We start from the raw sequence: 17,859 nt of genomic DNA on the forward strand, positions 1-17,859 counted from the left end.
GGACGCTCAGACGGCGGCCCAGGCGTTGTCCACCGGCAGGACGACGCCGTTGACGCCGCTCGCCGCGTCGGAGGCGAGATACACGATGGCGGAGGCCTGCTCCTCCGGTTCGCAGATGCGGCCCATGTTGACGAAGTGCCTGCCGACGACGGCCGGTCCGTGGGCCTCCCGGTCGATGTGGACGTCGGCGGTGATGTCGGTGGCCGTGCCGCCCGGGGCTATGGCGTTGGTGCGGATGCCCTGGTCCCGGTACATCACCGCGAGGGAGCGGGTGAGCCCGAGGACGCCGTGCTTGGAGGCGGTGTACGCCGCGCCGGCCGCGCTGCCGCGCAGCGCCGCCTCGGACGCGGTGTTGACGATGGCGCCGCCGCCCGCCGCGATCATGTGCGGCAGGGCGGCACGGGTCAGCAGGAACGGCGCGGTGAGGTTGATGCGCAGGACCCGCTCCCACTCGGCGTCGGTGACGTCCGCCGCGGCGGACATGCTGTCCATGACTCCGGCGTTGTTGACCAGCACGTCGATACCGCCGAAGGTGCCGACCGCGGCGGCCACGACCGCGTCGACGACGGCGCTGTCGCTCAGATCGCCCGTGACCGCGACGGCCGTTCCCCCGGCGGACTCGATGGCACCGACGACGCTCTTGGCCCCCTCGGCGTTCAGGTCGGCGACCACGACCCGCGCCCCCTCCTCGGCGAACCGCAGGGCGGTGGCGCGGCCGATGCCGGCGGCGGCTCCGGTGACGATGACGCTCTTGCCCGACAGACCGGTGGCACCCATGGCGCTCCTCTGCTCGTCGTGTTGACCCGGCGTCAGGCACAGTACTGTTTTTTGTCTCAGTGCGACATAAAGACGTGGAGTGCCAAGAGGTCGTTTCACGCCACGAAGACATGCCGCGACGTAAAATAGAGTGGGCGCGCGGCAAGTCGAGGAGGGCGCATGGCCGGACGATCGGGTGGGGCCACGGGCCGGCCACCGCTGACGGAGCGGCGACGCGCCGAGACGCGTATGGAGATCGCCGAGGAGGCCGTCCGGCTCTTCGCCGCCAAGGGCGTGGCGGCGGTCACGGCGGAGGACATCGCCTCCGCGGCAGGGGTGTCGACGCGCACGCTGTGGCGGTACTTCCGCTCCAAGGAGGAGTGCGTACGCCCCCTGCTCACCACGGGCCTCGAACTGCTGACGGACCACCTGCGCGACAGCGGGGGCACCCACGACTCGCTCGCCGAGGCGATCCTGGGCATCCGCTACGACGACGACACCGCACCGCGCCTGCGGGCACTGCGCGATCTGCTGCGGCTGTGCCGTGACGAGCCCGGGCTGCGGGCGGTGTGGCTGGAGGCGCACTACGACGCGGAAGCCGCGTTCGCCGCGATGATCTCCGACCGTACGGGCCGGCCGGCCGGCGATTTCACGGTCCGGGTGGAAGCGGGCGTGCTGAACACCGCGATGCGCGTCGCGGTGGAGGACTGGGCCCTGCGGTCCGACGGAGTGGCGGGGCCGTCCCTGGCGGAGACCATCACGCGAGCGCTGCGGATGATCGACGTCGCCGAGCGGGGTTGAGGACTCGGCGCAGGATCCCCTCACCGCCAAGTCGTTCACGGACGGACATGAGGGAGAGCGGCTGAGGCCGCCTGCTACAAGCTGGGCGGGCCCTGCTCGATGCGGCGCAGCACCGGTTCGAGCCGGTCGATCGACTCGCTGGTCTGGATCTGCCGCTCGTCCCACCAGGTGGCTCCGGCCTCGGCCAACGGCCCGATGACATCACGGGTCGCGGACGCGTCACCGCCCGGCGTGGCACCGCCGAGGACGATCTCGAAGGGAGCAGCGGACGGACCGCCCTCGCGCTGCCCACGGACGTAGGCGACGAGGTCACGGACCTGGTCGAGGGGCGGCACGTGACCGTGCCTGGCGTCGGTGAACAGGGGAACCACACCGTCCCAGCGGGCGGCCCGGCGCATGGGCGGGCGGTTCGGCCAGAAGCCCGCGACCCAGACCGGCGGCCGGGGACGTTGCACCGTGGCGGGCAGCAGCGTCACGTCCCGGACCCGGTAGTGCCGTCCGTCGTGCCGCACCGGCTCGCCCGACCAGTAGCGCCGGAGCAGCTCCAGGCCTTCGTCCAGCCGCTCGGCCAGCACCTTGGTGTCCGTGGTATCGCCAAAGCCGGCGTACTCGTCCTCGATGGGCCCGCCCAGCCCCGCGCCGAACGTGGCCCGGCCCCCGCTCACGGCGTCCAGGGTCGCCACCTGGCGGGCGAGCTGCTGCGGTCGCCGCCGGGCGACCGGGGTGACCAGCGTGCCGAGCCTGATCCGGGACGTCGCCAGCGCGGCGGCGGTAAGCAGCATCCAGGGGTCCCCGAACGGCCTGTCCTCGTGCTTGCGGTGCACCACGTGGTCCCAGACGAACAGCCCGTCCCACCCTGCCTCCTCCGCCGCCACGGCCACCTTCGCCACGGTCCTGGGGTCGGCGAAGTCACCGAAGTTCGGGATGTTGACCGAGAAACGCATCCCCGCATCGTGCTGCACGGCACGGGCACGGACAACGGATCATCCGGCCAGACTCCGCACCCTTCGCTGCACAGCCGCGCCCCCGACCCGGCCGTCACCATGCGGTGCGGCGGGCCGAGGGCGTCGTATGGAGGGCGTGTGCGGGACGAAGGGCTAGTCAGCCGTCACGTCCGTCACCTTCCAGCGCTGGTTGGAGCCGGAGTTCGGCTGCCAGAGGCCGACCGAGGCGCCTTCGTTCGTGGACTGGCCCCCGACGTCAGGGAGCTGGCCGGTGGCGGCGTTGACCAGGGTCCAGGTGCCGTCGCCGGTCGTGGACATGATCCACTCGGTGGCCTTGTCGCGGCGGCCCTCGTCGGGCTCGGCGACCAGGGCGCCGGCGCGCACGGCCAGGCGCTTGTCCGAAGCGGCCTCGGTGAAGACGTACCGCTTGCGGTTGTCCGTGCCGCGGATCTGCTCCACCCGCCACTGCTGACCGCTCGGGTCGGCGGCGTCGGCGCTCTTGATGACCAGGCCCGTGCCGTTGTCGGCGAGGGTGAGGTCCTTGCCGCTCTGGACGCCGGTCAGCCGGTAGGTGTGGCCCTTCTTCAGCTCGGCCGCGTCCTTGGCGACGCCGGACACGCCCTTGACGAGGAGGGACGTCACGGACTGGGCGGGCACGGTGACCGTGGCCTGCTTGCCGGAGACCCGGACCGCCTTCTGCTTCTCCAGCTTGCCGTCGGCGCTGGTCACCACGGGGGTGACGGTGGCGCGGGAGGAGACCCGGCCGAACTTCGACAGGTCGAGGGTGACCTCGCGGGACTCGGTGGTGCTGTTGACGTGGACGACCGTCGCCGCGTCGCCCTTGCGGGAGACCGCCGCGGTGCTGGAGGTGTCGTCCGTCTTGATCAGCCGGTCGCCGGGCTTGATGAAGTGCGTGAAGTTGCGGGCCGTGTCGAACTTGGTGTTGGTGTAGACCGGGCAGGTCTTGAGCGTGTCCTTGGAGGTGCAGCTGAACGGGAGCTGGATCTCGCCCCAGTTGCCGCCCTTGGCGGACTCGCCGCCCGGCTTCATGTTGTCGTAGTCCTCGACGGGCTGCCAGAACACCCAGGCGCGGGGCTCCAGTTCGCGCAGGTCGTCGACGATGCGCTGGGCCAGGCCCAGGCCGGGCCGCATGTCCGTGAAGCTCTGGCCGTCGCCCCAGTCGCCCTCGACCTCGCTCATCCACAGCGGCTTGTCGGCGGCCTTGGCCAGGTCGCGGACGGTGGTGCGCTGGCCGGTGCCGTAGGTGTGGACGTTCATCTGGGCGACCAGGTCACGGACCTCCTGGGGGTAGGAGTTCCAGTTGGTGGCGAAGGTGCCGGGGTTGGTCTCGTCCATCGCGGATATCTCCGCGCCGCTCCTGGACTTCTCCAGGACCGGGGCGAGCGCGCGGAGCACCTTCTGCTGGAGCTCGGGGCCCATGTGGGCGCCCTCCTGGCGGCCTCCGGTCGGCTCGCCGTCCGGGCCGAGCTTGGTGCCCCAGTAGTCGGTGTTCGGCTCGTTGAACGGGTCGAGCGTGTCGACCTTGATGCCGTGCGCCTTCTCCAGCCGCTCGGTCGCGCCCACCAGGTACTTGGCGAAGTCCTCGACGGACTCCGGCTTCAACTGGTCCTTGCCCGCGTCGAAGTTGCCGGAGACGTAGCCGCTCTCGGTCATGAACCAGGGCGGGGAGTTGCTGAAGGTCTCCCAGTGGGTGATGTCCTTCTTGATGCGGTCGACCCACCAGCGCTGCGTCTTGTCGGCGTTCTTGTTCCAGTCGGCCGGGTCCTCCGCGTCCCACCAGTCGACGTCCTCGCGGGTGGTGCCCGCCGGGGCCTTCCACCAGCCCTCGACCGCGCCGCCGGCCCGCAGGTAGTCCTTGACGTCCGGGGCGTTGCCGCCGCCGATGTTGTAGCGGGCGATGTTCAGCGCGAGGCCCTCGTCGCCGAAGAGGAGCTTGTAGAGCTTCTCGCGGACGGCGGGCGGGTAGTCGCCGGTGGCGTTGGCGAACCAGACCAGGCTCGTGCCCCAGCCCTCGAACTTCTCCTGCTTGTAGGAGGGGTCGGGGCGGACGGTGACCCCGGCCGCCTGAGCGGTGGGCTCGGCGTGCGCGGCGGGCAGGGTGGCGGTGGCCAGGATGGTTCCGGTCGCCAAGGCGGTGACGCCGATGGCCCCGAGGAGCCTTCTCTTGCGGGTGCGGTGTGCCATCTCGAGTACTCCAGCTCTTCTGCGTCCGCGTGTCCCGGCGGGGGCAGAGATCGGGGCCCGCGTGGGGCGAGTTGTACTGTTTCGCGGCCTTCTCGTACGGTTTCGACTAGGCAATGTTTACGTAAACATCCACTGGCGGGATGTCTACACTGTCCGAATCTCAGGGGTCAAGGAGTCGTTCCGGACCGAAATTTGCGCCGGCTGCGCGGCGAGGGAGGGAAGGGCAGGTGGGCACGGTGGACGGTGAGGGAGAAACCATGGGCACGAGCCGTACGAGAAGGCGTCCGGACCGCCCCCGCCAGGGCGCGTCCATGGCGGACGTCGCCCGGCTCGCCGGTGTCTCCTCACAGACGGTCTCCCGCGTCTCCAACGGCTTCCCGGGCGTCACGGAGGACACCCGCCGGCAGGTCCTGGCCGCCATGCGGGAGCTGGGCTACCGCCCCAACAGCGCGGCGCGGGCGCTCAAGCGCGGCGAGTTCCGCACCCTCGGCGTGATCACCTTCTCCCTCTCCACCATGGGCAACATCCGCACCCTGGAGGCCATCGCCACCTCCGCGGCCGAGCACGGCTACGCCGTCACGCTGCTGCCGGTCGCCGTCCCCACCCAGGACGAGGTGAACGGCGCCTTCTCCCGGCTGGGCGAACTCGCCGTGGACGCCGTCATCGTCATCATGGAGATCCATCTGCTGGACGCGGCGACGGTGTCGCTGCCGCCCGGTGTGCAGGTCGTCGTGGCCGACTCGGACGCCGGCGACCGCTACACCGTGGTCGACACCGACCAGGCGGGCGGCGCCCGGGACGCCGTACGGCATCTGCTGGACCTCGGCCACGACACCGTGTGGCACCTGGCGGGCCCGGAGGGCTCCTTCGCCGCCCAGCGCCGCGCCAACGCCTGGCGTGACACGCTCACCGCGGCCGGCCGCGTCACGCCGCCCCTCGTCCGGGGCGACTGGTCGGCCGAGTCCGGCTACCGGGCCGGGCTGCGGCTGGCCGACGAGCCGGACTGCACGGCGGTGTTCGCGGCCAACGACCAGATGGCCCTGGGCCTGCTGAGGGCCCTGCACGAACGCGGCCTGCGCGTCCCCGGCGACATCAGCGTCGTCGGCTTCGACGACATCCCCGAGTCCGCGTCCTTCCTGCCGCCCCTGACCACCATCCACCAGGACTTCGCCGAGGTGGGGCGGCTGTGTGTGGAGGGAGTACTGAGCAAGATGCGGCAGGACGGGGAGGAGCACGGGACGACGCTGGTGCCTACGCGGTTGGTGCGGCGGGAGAGTACGGGGGCGCCGGGGGCGCGGGCGTGAAGCTGGGCGGGGCAGGCCCTGCGGTTGGTGGGAAGACATCCCGGCTGCCGGCGTGACCCGAATGGGCCAAGATCGTTCGGCAGGCCATGAACAACATCAAGCGCGTAGTTTCCGCTGTCTCTCTCGGGGCCGCACTCCTCGGAGTTCTCGCGTCTCCCGCCAGCGCTGTTCCCGACCCCGTAGCCACCGTGGACTGCGCCGTGCAGGAAGTCACCGGGCTTGTCGACCCTGCCGGCCTGGGAGTGCCCGCCGAGGTCCCCGCAACGGGCTGCCTGGCCCCCTGAGTCAGCTGTTGCTCATGATGCGGCGAAGCCGTGCGGCAGCGTCATGCCGTGCGGCCCGTCGCCGGGCATGCCCGCCCCCGGGGATCTCTGCCGACTGATCACGGCGGCACAAGCGCAAGCCCTCACAGCCCGAACAACCCTGCCGCGTTGTCGTGGCACACCGCCCGCAGCCAGTCGTCCCCGAGGTCCAGCCGTTCCAGGGCGTGGAGCTGGTCCACGTACGGATAGGGGAGGTTGGGGAAGTCGGAGCCGAGCAGGACGCGGTCGCCGAGCCCGGCCAGCCGGGGCAGGGCCCGGCGGGGGAACGGCATGAAGCTCTCGGAGAAGTCGGTGAACGCCATCGTCGTGTCCAGCCGCACCTCCCCGTACCGCTCGGCGAGATCGAAGAACTCCTCGTACTCGGGCATCCCCATGTGCGCGACGACCAGCCGCAGCCGGGGGTGCCGGGCCAGTACCCGTGCGATCGGCTCGGGGCCGGTGTGCTTGCCGGGCGCGGGCCCGGACCCGCAGTGGATCACCACGGGGACCCCGGCCTCGGCCAGCAGCCCCCACGCCGGCTGGAGGAGCTCATCGGCGGGGTCGTACGCCCCCACCTGCACATGCGCCTTGAAGACCCGCGCACCCGCCTCGACGGCCTCCCGGACGTACGCCTCGACGCCCGGCTCGGGGTAGAGGGTCGCGGTGTGGAGACAGTCGGGGGTGCGGCGGGCGAAGTCGACGGCCCAGCCGTTCAGCCAGCGGGCCATGCCCGGCTTGTGCGGGTACACCATCGCGGTGAACGCCCGCACGCCGAACTCCCGGAGGATGCCCGCCCGTTCCGCCTCCTCCTTCCGGTAGGTGATCGGCCACTCCAGCCCGCCGGTCATCGGCCCGAGCCCGTCGAAGTACTCCCACACCTTGTGCAGCACCCGCTCGGGCATGAAGTGCGTGTGTACGTCGACCAGCCCGGGAAGCCGGAGGCGCGCCCAGAAGCGGCGGATCTCCTCGGCTTCCGCGCTCGCGGACGCGTCACTGTCAGTGGGCGCGTCAGCTGCCGCGCGGTGATCGTCCATGTCGCCCACGATCGCGCCGGGGGCGGGGGCGAGTCCACTCCCTTGCGCGGGGGCCGCGTGAGGGATCCGTCACCCGGGCTGTGTGGGAGTGGGAGCGGGTGTTACCGCCCCGGGCCGGACTCCGGCCGCCGAGCCGGACGCCGGTCACCGGTCGCGCAGGTGGGCCGCCTCCACACGGTGCAGGTGGATCAGCACGTCGTGGCTGCGGGCGAGTGCTACGTCGTACTCCGGCTCCGGGTATGCGGTGCCGATGCTGCGGGTCGGCCGGGCGGCCAGCAGCCAGTTCCGGGCCGGTTGCGGGGCGGTCCGCAGGTCGACGACGTAGTCCCGGTGGCGCACCCGGTCGAGTGTCCGTTCGTTGCTGCCGTGCCCCGCAGGGCCGAGGCTGAACCGCCGCACCTCGCCCTCGGGTCCGGTCGCGTTGAACGAACCCCGGGCGAAGGTGAAACCGATGCTCACGTACCCGTCGCCGAACCGGTCGCGCAGGAACGCACCCTGCGTCTTCGGGTAGTGGACGGGGTCGTCCGGAACGTAGGCGACGTGTCCGTTGTGCGCCGACAGCAGGACCTTGTTCCCCGTGTGCTCCGCCCACCAGGCCACGTTGTCAGCCATGACCGAGTCACGGAAGCGCAGGGCGGCCCGTAGCTGCTCCGGGTCCTCGAAGTCGAAGGCGTAGCCGCGCGCGGTCTGGTCGATGGCCGTGGCGTGCCGCACCGCCCAGTCATACGCCGCCCGGTCGGCACCCGGCGCCTGCTGCTTCAGCAGCCTCAAGGCCTGACCGGTCCGGTCCGCCCTTTCCTTGCGTTCGGCGTACGGCAGGTGCAGGTACTGCTCGATGTACGCGCCCGCCGCCGTCGTGGGCCGCAGCCCTCGGTACAGCGAGGTGACGCGGGCGAGGAGGCCTGGGTGGGCGCGGGCCACGTAGCCGGTGACCTCGTCGTACAGTTCAGGGCCGGCCCACGCGAAGTCGTCGCCCATGAATTGGACCGGGTCGTCGGGGTGACGGAGGTTGTACGCCCGCATCCATTCCACGAGCGCCAGATACTCGGTGTTGTTCCACCACAGGTAGTCCCGCTGGAACTCCTCCCGCATGATGCGCCGCGGGTCCCCCTCCCCGCGCAGCACGTAGGCGTTGAGGCGCAGGCCGGTGCTCCAGGGGGCTTCCAGGGCGAAGGTACGAAAGCCCCGTTCCTCGACGAGGTGGCGGAAGACGCGGTGCTTGAGGGTGAAGAACTCGTGCGAGCTGTGGGTGGCTTCGCCCAGGCCGACGACCCGGGCGTCACCGATCATGCGGTCGAGGGGGCGCAGGTCGCGGGTGTCCCCGCCCGTTTCGACCGTGCGCAACCGGTGGGAGGCGAGGTCGAGGGCGTCGACGACGGTGGAGTCGGGCGCGGTGACATGTGCGGTGGTCGGTGCGCTGGTCGTGACTCCCGGTCCGGCCGGCGCAGCCACGGCCGGGATGCCGACCGTGGCTGCGCCGAGGGTGAGGAGCAAGGTCAGAGCGATGGCGGTCCGATGCCGTGTCATGATCCAAGGCTTCCGCCACGCGGCCACGGAAACCATGCGGTTGACCGCCGACCTGAGCTGGGGGAGGCCTCCAGGCGGGCACGGGGGTTTTCCGCAGCGCCGGCCCTGACGGAGCGGTTGTGTGAGGGAACCGTCACCCGGGCCTGTCGTAGTGGGAGCGGCGTCTCATGCCCACGGCAGCCTCTCCTCGCGCGGCTTCAACACACGCAGGCGGCCGGGTTGCCGCGAAGTCCACTGCCCCGCACCGGACTCCGGCCGCAGCACCCAGACCGCGCCGCCGCGCACATCCGTGACGACGCCGCGCCGGTCGGTGGTCTCGTCATGGATCAAGTCGCCCACCCAGGGCCTCCGCTCGCCGGTCATCCGCGTTCGACGGACACACCGGAGCGTTCGGCCAGTTCTTCTTGCGTCAAGGAGGCCAGACGGCGCACGCCACGCAGAGTCCGCCCCAGGTCTTCGTTTGCCACGCTGCCACCGTACGCCGCGACGAGGACGCCGGCAGCGCCATCGCTCGAGCGGGGCAGGCACCGGACGACCTGTACACGGGCCCGCCCAGACCTGGTCACGGCTTCGGGCCGCCCCTTGGAGACCGGTACGCCGCCGCGACCCGCTCCCGGAACGGCCGACGCCCCACCGCCTCCGCCACCTCCCTCAACAGCTCCCCCAACGGCATCGAGAGCTCCGCGTCCAGCTCCGCCATCGCCGCCACCGTCGCCTCCCACTCCGCCTCGATCCGCGGCAGCAGCGCACGTGCCTTCGGTGTGAGACCCACCAGGCGGCGGCGGGCGTCCAGCGGGTCGGGGGAATGGGTGACCAGGCCCGCTCGGGCCATCTGCGCCGCCGTCTGACTCGCTGCCGAGTGCGTGACGCCCACTGCCGCGGCCAAGTCGCGCACCGACAGCGGGCCTTCGGCCAGGAGTGCCCTGACGACCGGGGAGAAGCGGGGCCGGTACTCGGCCAGGCCCTGCTCCTCGTAGACCTTGGCCACGTCGCCGTCCAGGAGTTCCAGGACGTGGCGGAGGAGAGTGCCTACGGCTACCGGATCCGGGTGATTCCTCGCGCTGTTCACGCTGTTAATCTAACAGCGCTGTTACATCTGCCGAGGGTCGAGGAGAGTGCGTCTCACGTGGCCGAGCTCCATCCCCCCATCGAGCCGTACGCGTACGGCATGCTCGACGTCGGCTACGGCAACCGCGTGTACTGGGAGAGTTGCGGGAACCCGGAGGGCAAGCCCGCCCTCGTACTGCACGGCGGGCCCGGGGCAGGCGCGGGGCCGTTCTGGCGCCGGCTGTTCGACCCGGCGGCGTACCGCATCGTGCTCTTCGACCAGCGCGGGTGCGGACGCAGCACACCCGACGCCGCGGATCCGCGAACCTCGCTCGATGCCAACACCACCCCGCATCTCATCGGCGACATCGAGCTGCTGCGCCGGCACCTCGGCATCGGGGAATGGCTCGTCATCGGCGGCTCCTGGGGCGTGACCCTCGCGCTGGCCTACGCCGAGCAGCACCCGGGACGCGTGTCCGAGCTGGTCCTCTTCAGCGTCACGAACACGACCCGCCGCGAGGTGGAGTGGGTGACCCGGGACATGGGCCGGATCTTCCCGGAGGAATGGGCCCGGTTCCGCGACGCCGTCCCCGAGGGGGAGCGCGACGGCAGTCTGGTGGATGCGTACGCCCGGATGCTCGCCGATCCCGATCCGGCCGTACGGGAGCGGGCCGCGCGGGAGTGGTGCCGGTGGGAGGACGTGCACGTGTCCACACACCCCGGGCACAGGCCCGATCCCCGTTACGAGGACCCGGACTTCCGGCTGCGCTTCGCCCGCCTCGTCACGCACTACTGGCGGCACGCCGGCTTCCTGGAGGACGGGGCGCTGGTGCGCGATGCCGGCAAGCTCGCCGGCATCCCCGGCGTGATGATCCACGGCCGCATGGACATCAGCGGTCCTCCGGACGTCGCATGGCGGCTGGCCCAGGTGTGGCCGGACGCGGAACTCGTGCTGATCGGCGAGGAGGGGCACGGGCTGTCGGGCGATGCCACGACGGGGGCGGTGCTGGCGGCCACGGACCGGTTCCGGCCGGTCCGCTCCGCCTGAGGAATGCCCCCGCCGGAGTGACCTGTCACCGGCCCCCGGCCGCCCGCTTGGCACCGCACGTCGCCAGACTGCACCACCGGCGCCGCCCGCTCTCGTCGAGGAACAGCCAGCCGCAGTCCCGGCTGGGGCAGCCGCGGACGGTGAACCGCCGCGGGTCGGACAGCAGTTCGCCCGCGCTGCGGGCCACCGCACAGACGGGCAGGCGCAGACCGGCTGAGGGCGACGGCTGCCAGCGTCCGAGACCGTCCTCGCCACGCGTGAAGACCGACAGCCGCGCGGCGTCCTCCACCGCCGCGGCCACCGCCTTGAACGCCCGGCCGTCCTGCGGATCGGTCAGACAGGAGTACAGGTCCGTACGCAGCCGCCGGGCCTCGGCGAGGACGGCGGCCGCCTCGGCCGGCTGCCGCAGGGCCTGTTCCCGCAGCCGGGTGACCTGCCGGTTCTCGATCAGGTCGAGGTGACCGGCCCATACGGCGAGGGCGGCGTAGCCGCGCAGCCACTCCGATCCGGGCAGCCGCTCCCCGCCCCACCCGGCGTAGGTGTTGCAGAACTCCAGCGCGGGGTGTCCGCTCGTACTCCACGGCAGCCACTGGTCTGCGACCCGGACCGCGTAGACGGGCGCGGCAGGCCGGTCCAGCCGGGGATCGGCGCTCAGTATGCGCTCGTGGAGCCTGCGCAGTTCACGGCCGGGATCGATGCCGAGTTCGTCCGCCAGCAGGGCGCGGGTGCGGTCGTACAACTGGAGCGCGTCGGCCTGGCGGCCCGTCCGGTACAGGGCGGTCATCCGGGCGCCGACCAGCCGCTCACGGGTCGGGTGCTCTTCCAGCAGCGGTGTCAGGTCCGCCACGACACGGTCGTGCAGACCCATGGCGAGCTGGGCCTCCGCCCGCCGCTCCACGGCGGACAGGCGCAGTTCGCCGAGCGTGCCGCCGAGGCGCGAGCGCAGCCGGTCGTCGGCGACGTCGGCGAGCAGCGGGCCGCGCCACAGCCCGAGGGCCTGGTCGTAGAGGCGGATCCGCTCCGCCGGGTCACCGGCGTCGGCCGCCTGATCGACGAGCCCGACGAACTCATGAGCGTCGATCCCATCTGGGCCCTGCTCCACGGCGTAACCGTCGTGCCGGGTCTCGACGGACACCCCGTGCGGCCTGAGGGCGGCACGCAGGCGGCCGACGTAGGTGTGGACGGTGGCCCGGGCGGAGGCGGGCGGCTCGTCGTCCCACAGCAGGTCGATGAGGCGGTCCGTCGGGACGGCCCGGCCCGCGTGCAGCAGCAGGACCGCCAGCAGGCACCGCTCCTGGCGGCGGCTGCCCACCAGCACCTGCCGTCCCTCGTGGCGGGCGGCGAACGGACCGAGCAGTTGGAACTCCATGGCTGTCCGGCAGCCTAACGGGACGTCGGTGGTCAGGCTTTGGTCAGAGGCCGGGGAGAGACTGGCGCACGCCGCTTCCTTCACACCTCTGCCCAGGGAGAACCATGCGACGAACCACCCTCGCGACGCTGACACTTGCCGCCGTGCTCGCCGGGACGCAGCCCGCGTCCGCGGAGACGCTCGCCGCGCCGGCGAAGGGCTGGGAACCGGCGCCCTCTGCGCCGTGGGACGTCGGCGCCGGTGTGCGGTGCGACTTCCCGGTCCACGGCGAGCCGGTCGTCGACGAGGTGGTGCGACGCGTGCTGAGCACCTACCCCGACGGCTCGGTGCGGCGGGTCGCGTACAGGGGCGATCTGGTCGTACGCGTCACCAACAGCGAGACCGGCGCCTCCTACGACGCCGACGCGAGCGGCTCGGCCGTCGTCGAGCACCGGCCCGACGGCTCCCAGCTCTGGGCCGTGCACGGACCGGTGCTCGTCGGGGTCGGCCAGGACCAGGGGAGTCTGCCGCGCGGCCTGTACCTCGTCGACGGCGTCTACACGATGGAGATCAGCCCGACCGGATACAAGTCCGTACGCCTCCTCCACGGGACGACGGACGACCTGTGTGCCCGCATCGACTGAACGGGCATGCCCGGGAACGGGCTTCCGGGCCCCCTCACCACATGGGGCGAGCGCCGATCAGCTGGGGTCGGTGAGGGTCCGCGCGGCGTGGGACGACGGCGCCGACTCAGCCGTACAACGCCACCCGCGGCTCCACCGTCCCCCCAGCCCCCGGATCAAGGACAGTCACCCGATACCGCTCCTCGAGCGTCTCCCCCGCCCCCAACGCCCGCTCCGCGCCCACAAGGTCCGTGAACAACGTCCCGGTCTGGCTGCCCAGCGCCACGGCCACCCAGCAGCCATGCCCCGTGCGCCGCTCGACCTTGATGTCCGTCGGCTCCAGGAACGGCCCGGTGTCCGGGGACGTCACCAGGAGTTGGGGGGCGACGGTCATGGGCGTCGGCGTGGTGTTGCGGTAGGTGACGGTGAACTCCTGGGGGGCGTCGGCCCGGAGGGGGCTCGTGGGCAGGTCCACGAAGTCGGTGGGTATGGCGGGGTCCTGCGCCTGGGTGGACGTCACCGTCGCCGCGGGGGCGACCGCCGGTGTGGCCGCGAGGGCGGGTCCCGCCGCGGCCAGGCCCGTGACGGCGATGACGGCGGCAAGGAGGGCGATTCTGATACGACTGTTCTTCGACGACACGTCGGTTGTCCTTCGGTGGGGGGAGGAATTCGCTGGGGTGAACTGGTCGGCCGGACAACGGCCTTGGCCAGGCATGGCCTCAGGCTACGCAGCGGATCCCAGGCAGTGACCCGGCCCCCGCGGTTCGGCCGAACAGCCGAGGCACCCCGCATCACCGCCGCGCACGCTCCAGCGTTCCGAAAGTGAACGGCACGGCAACTACCGCCGGGTATCGGAGAGATCCCGTGGAAGTAGGTCCACAAGGCCGATCACCTTCCCCTCCCACCTCCGAGTGAGCTAGAAACTTCAACGACCCAGCCACACCACAGGGTGCTCGACGGCTCATGCGTCGCACCCGAGGGGGAAACACCACAGTGAACGAGCAAGCTCATGGACCGAGACGGTCCGGCACCCGTGCGCGCAGACGCCTCCCGCGTCTGAGGATCGCCATCGCCGCCGCCGTCTCCTTCGCCCTCGCCGGAACCGCCGCCCAGGTGATGGCCGCCGAGCCCGACGGGAGCGACGGGCAGCCGCCCGTGCCGTCCCTGTCCTGGTCCGACTGCCAGGGCGGCTTCGAGTGCGCGAACGCCGACGTGCCGTTGGACTACCGCGACCCGCAGGGCAAGACCATCACGCTGGCGGTCATCCGCAAGAAGGCCCCGGACCAGGCCAAGAAGAAGGGCACGCTCTTCCTCCAGCCCGGCGGGCCCGGCAACTCCGGCGTGGACTTCGTGCGCAACAACCACGCCGGCCTGCCCGCCGCGATGCGCGACTCCTTCGACGTCTTCGGGTACGACGTACGCGGCGTCGGACGCAGTTCAGCGGTCACGTGCTGGGACGACCAGACGTACACCCGGGCCATCACCGCGGCCAAGGGCGTCCCCGGCCCGGACGCCTACGAGCCCGCCGTGCGCCAGGCCGCCGAGTTCGGCCAGGCCTGCCTGGACAACGCGGGCGAGCTGGCGCCGTACGTGGGCACCGAGTACGTCGCCCGGGACATCGACCTGCTGCGTCAGGCCCTCGGCGAGGACCAGCTGACGTACTACGGGCGGTCGTTCGGCAGTTACATCGGTACCGTCTACGCCGCCATGTTCCCCGACCGGGTGCGTGCGCTCGTGCTCGACGGCGGCTACGACCCCGAGCACTACGCGAACCGGCCCTACGCCTACGACCGGCCCCAGTACCTGGCCCTGGACGGCGCGATGAGCCGCTTCCTCGACTGGTGCAAGGCGGACCAGGACACGTGCGGGTTCGGCGACGGCGACCCCCGGGGCGCCTTCGAGAAGCTCAAGGCCGACCTGGACGCCAATCCCGTGCCGACCGCGAACGGCGGGCAGGCGAACGGCTACACCCTCGTCTACCGCCTGATGTTCAACATCAACGAGGGCAAGGTCATCTGGCCGTCTCTCGGTCAGGCCCTGCGCAAGGCGCAGCAGCGCGACAACACCTCGTTCCTGCTGCGGCCGCCGTCCCCGGCCAGCTACGACTTCCTCAACCCGAACGTGGCCGTCGAGTGCGTCGACAAGGACTACCCGAGTGACCCGGCCCTGCTGAAGCGGCAGGTCACCAGGAACGCCGAGCTGGCGCCGCTGCTGGGCCCGGCCATGGCGTACGGCCCGCCGACCTACGACCACCAGCACGCCACCACCTGCGCCCAGTGGACCGGCGAGAAGCCCAGCCGCTACGACGGCTCCTTCCGGGCGAAGGGCTCCGCGCCGATCCTCGTGCTCGGCACGACCGGCGACCCGGACACCCCGTACCGGGACGCGGTGGCCCTGTCCCGGCAGCTCGACAACGGCCGGCTGCTCACCTTCAAGGCCGAGGGCCACACCGCCTTCGGGCGCAGCGCCTGCGCGACGGACGCCGTCACCGGCTACCTGGTGGACCTGAAGGTCCCGGCGCGTGGCACGACCTGCGCGGACGAGACCCAGCCGCCGTCCGCCACGCCGAAGGTGGCCCCGCCGGGCACGACCCTCGGCGAGCTCCGCAACGGTGTGAACGAGCGCCTGGACCGCCTCGGCTCCCTGCGCTGACCGACCGCACCACGGCACCCCGGGTGCCGGGCCGCATCAGGCCCGGCGCCCGGGGTGTTCCCGTATGCCCGAAGCGGTTCCCGCGGTTCCTCCCTCTTGACCCCACCTTGCGTGGGCACGTACAACTGCACTCGCCACGCGCAGAAAACGGTTACTACCACTTACTGCCCACCACTGGGGAAGGTCCCTCGCCATGAGAGCTTCGGGAGAACGGCAAGAGCTCGCCGCGGACGGAACGGCCGGTCACCCGGCGGCCGCGTCCCGCCGGGTGGTGCTCAAGGGCGCCGCCGTCACCGCCGGACTGGCCGCGGCCGGGATCGCCGCGGCCGGCCCGGCCCGCGCTGCGGACGACCCGTCGGGCCGCCCCGAGAGCGTCACCGCGCGCATGGGCGGCACCTCCGTCACCCTGTCCCTGGTGGACGGCACGCTCCGCTGGTCCGCCCGCCGCGACGCCCGGACGGTGATCGGCTCCTCGGCCCTGGGCCTCAGGCTCGGCGACGGCAGCGTCCTCGGCGGTGACGTCAGGGTCATCGGGCAGCGGTACGGCACCCACCGCACCACCTGGACCCCCGTCTACGGCCGCAACGCCACCGTCACCGACCACTACCAGGAGCAGCGCTGGGACCTGGAGGACCGGGCGTCGGGCATCCGCTTCGGCGTCCAGGTCCGCGCGTACAAGACCGGCGTCGCCCTGCGCTACCTCCTCCTCGACGAGGGCACCGCCACCGTCGCCGACGAGCTGACGACGTTCGCCTTCCCCGACGGCACCACCGTCTACAGCGCCCGCGACGAGAACGCCTACGAGCCGGTCGCCCCGGGCTCCATACCGGTCACCGGCGCGGCCGGCACCGACAACGGCCCGCTCACCGACCTTCCGCTCACCGCCACCCTCCCCGGCGGGCTCATCGCCTGCGTCTGCGAGTCCTCGCGCGTCGACTATCCGCGGCTGATGCTGGGTTCCGTGGCCGGCGAGCCCCACACCCTCGCCGCCTTCCTGATGGAGCACACCGCCCGCGGCACCGGCCCGGTGGAGACGACCTCCACCGTCGCCACGCCCTTCGCCACGCCGTGGCGCGCGGTGGTGATCGGGGCCACCCACGCCGAACTCGTCGACAACGCCGAGCTGGTGCTCAACCTGGCGCCGCCGAACGCCCTCCCCGACACGTCCTGGATCAGGCCGGGCAAGGTCTTCCGCTGCGAGCTCTCCACCGCCGCCGGGCTGGCGGGCGTCGACTTCGCCGTGGCCCGGGGCATCGAGTACATCGAGTACGACGCCGGCTGGTACGGCCCGGAGTTCACCACCCCGGACGCGACCAGGCCCATCGCCGCCATCGACCTGCCGTCGGTCATCTCGTACGCCACGAGCAAGGGCATCGGCCTCTTCCTCTACGTCAACCGGCTCGCCCTGACCGACGCGGACTCCCTCTTCGGCCTCTACAAGAGCTGGGGCGTGCAGGGCATCAAGCTCGGCTTCATCAACGACGGCACGCAGACCATGACCAACCAGATCATCGACTGGGCGAAGGCGGCCGCCAAGTACGAACTGCTGATCGACATGCACGACGACGTCCGGCCGTTCGGCTACGAGCGGACGTACCCGAACTGGATCAGCCTGGAAGGCGTACGCGGCAACGAGCAGTTCCCGACCGCCACGCACAACGTGACCCTGCCGTTCGCGCGCAACATCGGCGGCCCGATGGACTACACGATCTGCTACGGCCAGTCCCGCGACAAGACGACCAACGCCCACCAGATGGCGATGGCCGCGGTGTACTACCAGCCCCTCAACTTCCTCTTCTGGTACGACAAGCCGTCCAAGTACGCCAACCCGGCCAACTGGCCCGGCCTGCCGTGGTTCAACGCCGTGCCGGTGACCTGGGACGAGAGCCGCACCCTGGCCGGCTCGATCGGCGAGTACATCGCGGTCGCCCGCCGCAACGGCTCCACCTGGTACCTGGGCGCGATGACCGACGAGTCCTCCAGGACCCTGTCCCTGCCCCTGTCCTTCCTCGGCAGCGGCGCCTACACGGCGACGGTCTACGCCGACGGCACCCCGGGCACCAGCCCGTTCCGCACCCCGGTCGTGGTCAGCACCCGGACCGTCACCGCCGCCGACACGCTCGACGTGGCCATGGCGCCGGCGGGCGGACAGGCGGTCGTCCTGAAGCCGAGCTGATCCCGGGCGGGTGGGGTTTTCCCCAGGGCCCGGGTCCACCGGCTGGTGGACGGCAGGTTCAACCGAGTACCTCTGTCCGCCAACTGCCCAGC

General features: G+C 71.7%; 15 protein-coding genes. 6 read left to right on the forward strand and 9 right to left on the reverse strand.

The features are described 5' to 3' along the window. Positions 1–6 precede the first annotated feature (6 nt). Complete coding sequence (locus ABFX81_RS09100; RefSeq protein WP_086842576.1) at positions 7–777, reverse strand: glucose 1-dehydrogenase; 771 nt, start codon at positions 775–777, stop codon at positions 7–9. Positions 778–936: 159 nt separating this feature from the next. On the opposite strand from ABFX81_RS09100, the gene ABFX81_RS09105 reads away from it, so the two are divergent. Beyond that, positions 937–1,557, forward strand: coding sequence for a TetR/AcrR family transcriptional regulator (locus ABFX81_RS09105; protein ID WP_346137889.1), 621 nt, complete (start codon positions 937–939; stop codon positions 1,555–1,557). Between the two features lie 74 nt (positions 1,558–1,631). Here the strand turns inward: ABFX81_RS09105 and ABFX81_RS09110 are convergent, their stop codons facing one another. Both ABFX81_RS09110 and ABFX81_RS09115 read right to left on the reverse strand, forming a co-directional pair. Further along, complete coding sequence (locus tag ABFX81_RS09110; protein WP_086842572.1) at positions 1,632–2,501, reverse strand: LLM class flavin-dependent oxidoreductase; 870 nt, start codon at positions 2,499–2,501, stop codon at positions 1,632–1,634. 153 nt (positions 2,502–2,654) lie between these two features. Further along, positions 2,655–4,706, reverse strand: coding sequence for an RICIN domain-containing protein (locus ABFX81_RS09115; RefSeq protein ID WP_086842570.1), 2,052 nt, complete (start codon positions 4,704–4,706; stop codon positions 2,655–2,657). A gap of 311 nt (positions 4,707–5,017) precedes the next feature. Here ABFX81_RS09115 and ABFX81_RS09120 point away from each other — a divergent pair, with 311 nt between their 5' ends. Next, the gene (locus ABFX81_RS09120; RefSeq protein ID WP_086842568.1) at positions 5,018–6,010 is read left to right on the forward strand and encodes a substrate-binding domain-containing protein; all 993 of its coding nucleotides are present in this window, start codon (positions 5,018–5,020) and stop codon (positions 6,008–6,010) included. 406 nt (positions 6,011–6,416) lie between these two features. Here ABFX81_RS09120 and ABFX81_RS09125 read toward each other — a convergent pair whose 3' ends face one another. The 4 genes from ABFX81_RS09125 to ABFX81_RS09140 all read right to left on the reverse strand — a co-directional run bounded on the left by ABFX81_RS09125 (position 6,417) and on the right by ABFX81_RS09140 (position 9,942). Continuing rightward, positions 6,417–7,346, reverse strand: a complete 930-nt coding sequence (locus ABFX81_RS09125) for an amidohydrolase family protein (protein ID WP_086842591.1) — start codon at positions 7,344–7,346, stop codon at positions 6,417–6,419. Between the two features lie 144 nt (positions 7,347–7,490). Continuing rightward, positions 7,491–8,873: an erythromycin esterase family protein gene (locus tag ABFX81_RS09130; RefSeq protein WP_086842565.1), complete on the reverse strand. Its 1,383-nt coding sequence runs from the start codon at positions 8,871–8,873 to the stop codon at positions 7,491–7,493. A gap of 165 nt (positions 8,874–9,038) precedes the next feature. Continuing rightward, positions 9,039–9,212 carry a hypothetical protein gene (locus ABFX81_RS09135; RefSeq protein WP_346137890.1) on the reverse strand — a complete coding sequence of 58 codons (174 nt, stop codon included), beginning with the start codon at positions 9,210–9,212 and terminating at the stop codon, positions 9,039–9,041. A gap of 223 nt (positions 9,213–9,435) precedes the next feature. Further along, positions 9,436–9,942, reverse strand: a complete 507-nt coding sequence (locus ABFX81_RS09140) for a MarR family transcriptional regulator (protein ID WP_086842562.1) — start codon at positions 9,940–9,942, stop codon at positions 9,436–9,438. Positions 9,943–9,999: 57 nt separating this feature from the next. On the opposite strand from ABFX81_RS09140, the gene pip reads away from it, so the two are divergent. Beyond that, positions 10,000–10,968 carry a prolyl aminopeptidase gene (gene pip, locus ABFX81_RS09145; protein WP_086842560.1) on the forward strand — a complete coding sequence of 323 codons (969 nt, stop codon included), beginning with the start codon at positions 10,000–10,002 and terminating at the stop codon, positions 10,966–10,968. 25 nt (positions 10,969–10,993) lie between these two features. On the opposite strand, the gene ABFX81_RS09150 is transcribed toward pip, so the two are convergent. Further along, complete coding sequence (locus ABFX81_RS09150; protein ID WP_086842557.1) at positions 10,994–12,337, reverse strand: BTAD domain-containing putative transcriptional regulator; 1,344 nt, start codon at positions 12,335–12,337, stop codon at positions 10,994–10,996. Positions 12,338–12,441: 104 nt separating this feature from the next. Here ABFX81_RS09150 and ABFX81_RS09155 point away from each other — a divergent pair, with 104 nt between their 5' ends. Further along, positions 12,442–12,960: a hypothetical protein gene (locus ABFX81_RS09155; protein WP_346137891.1), complete on the forward strand. Its 519-nt coding sequence runs from the start codon at positions 12,442–12,444 to the stop codon at positions 12,958–12,960. A 106-nt stretch (positions 12,961–13,066) separates the two neighbouring features. Here the strand turns inward: ABFX81_RS09155 and ABFX81_RS09160 are convergent, their stop codons facing one another. After that, positions 13,067–13,579, reverse strand: a complete 513-nt coding sequence (locus ABFX81_RS09160; RefSeq protein ID WP_086842555.1) for a hypothetical protein — start codon at positions 13,577–13,579, stop codon at positions 13,067–13,069. A 476-nt stretch (positions 13,580–14,055) separates the two neighbouring features. Between ABFX81_RS09160 and ABFX81_RS09165 the strand changes: the two genes are divergently transcribed. After that, positions 14,056–15,591, forward strand: coding sequence for an alpha/beta hydrolase (locus ABFX81_RS09165; RefSeq protein ID WP_428837159.1), 1,536 nt, complete (start codon positions 14,056–14,058; stop codon positions 15,589–15,591). Between the two features lie 193 nt (positions 15,592–15,784). Then, positions 15,785–17,767 carry a glycoside hydrolase family 97 N-terminal domain-containing protein gene (locus ABFX81_RS09170; RefSeq protein WP_086842552.1) on the forward strand — a complete coding sequence of 661 codons (1,983 nt, stop codon included), beginning with the start codon at positions 15,785–15,787 and terminating at the stop codon, positions 17,765–17,767. Positions 17,768–17,859: the final 92 nt, after the last annotated feature.

Source organism: Streptomyces coeruleofuscus (assembly GCF_039532725.1).
Classification (GTDB): Bacteria; Actinomycetota; Actinomycetes; order Streptomycetales; family Streptomycetaceae; genus Streptomyces; species Streptomyces coeruleofuscus.

Excerpts from the sequence above, each read along its gene's own strand:
- ABFX81_RS09130 (WP_086842565.1), bottom strand. The coding sequence starts at position 8,873 with ATGACACGGCATCGGACCGCCATCGCTCTGACCTTGCTCCTCACCCTC.
- ABFX81_RS09125 (WP_086842591.1), bottom strand. The coding sequence starts at position 7,346 with ATGGACGATCACCGCGCGGCAGCTGACGCGCCCACTGACAGTGACGCG.
- ABFX81_RS09105 (WP_346137889.1), top strand. The coding sequence starts at position 937 with ATGGCCGGACGATCGGGTGGGGCCACGGGCCGGCCACCGCTGACGGAG.
- ABFX81_RS09165 (WP_428837159.1), top strand. The coding sequence starts at position 14,056 with ATGGCCGCCGAGCCCGACGGGAGCGACGGGCAGCCGCCCGTGCCGTCC.
- ABFX81_RS09150 (WP_086842557.1), bottom strand. The coding sequence starts at position 12,337 with ATGGAGTTCCAACTGCTCGGTCCGTTCGCCGCCCGCCACGAGGGACGG.
- ABFX81_RS09115 (WP_086842570.1), bottom strand. The coding sequence starts at position 4,706 with ATGGCACACCGCACCCGCAAGAGAAGGCTCCTCGGGGCCATCGGCGTC.
- ABFX81_RS09155 (WP_346137891.1), top strand. The coding sequence starts at position 12,442 with ATGCGACGAACCACCCTCGCGACGCTGACACTTGCCGCCGTGCTCGCC.
- ABFX81_RS09100 (WP_086842576.1), bottom strand. The coding sequence starts at position 777 with ATGGGTGCCACCGGTCTGTCGGGCAAGAGCGTCATCGTCACCGGAGCC.
- ABFX81_RS09170 (WP_086842552.1), top strand. The coding sequence starts at position 15,785 with ATGAGAGCTTCGGGAGAACGGCAAGAGCTCGCCGCGGACGGAACGGCC.
- ABFX81_RS09110 (WP_086842572.1), bottom strand. The coding sequence starts at position 2,501 with ATGCGTTTCTCGGTCAACATCCCGAACTTCGGTGACTTCGCCGACCCC.
- ABFX81_RS09120 (WP_086842568.1), top strand. The coding sequence starts at position 5,018 with ATGGCGGACGTCGCCCGGCTCGCCGGTGTCTCCTCACAGACGGTCTCC.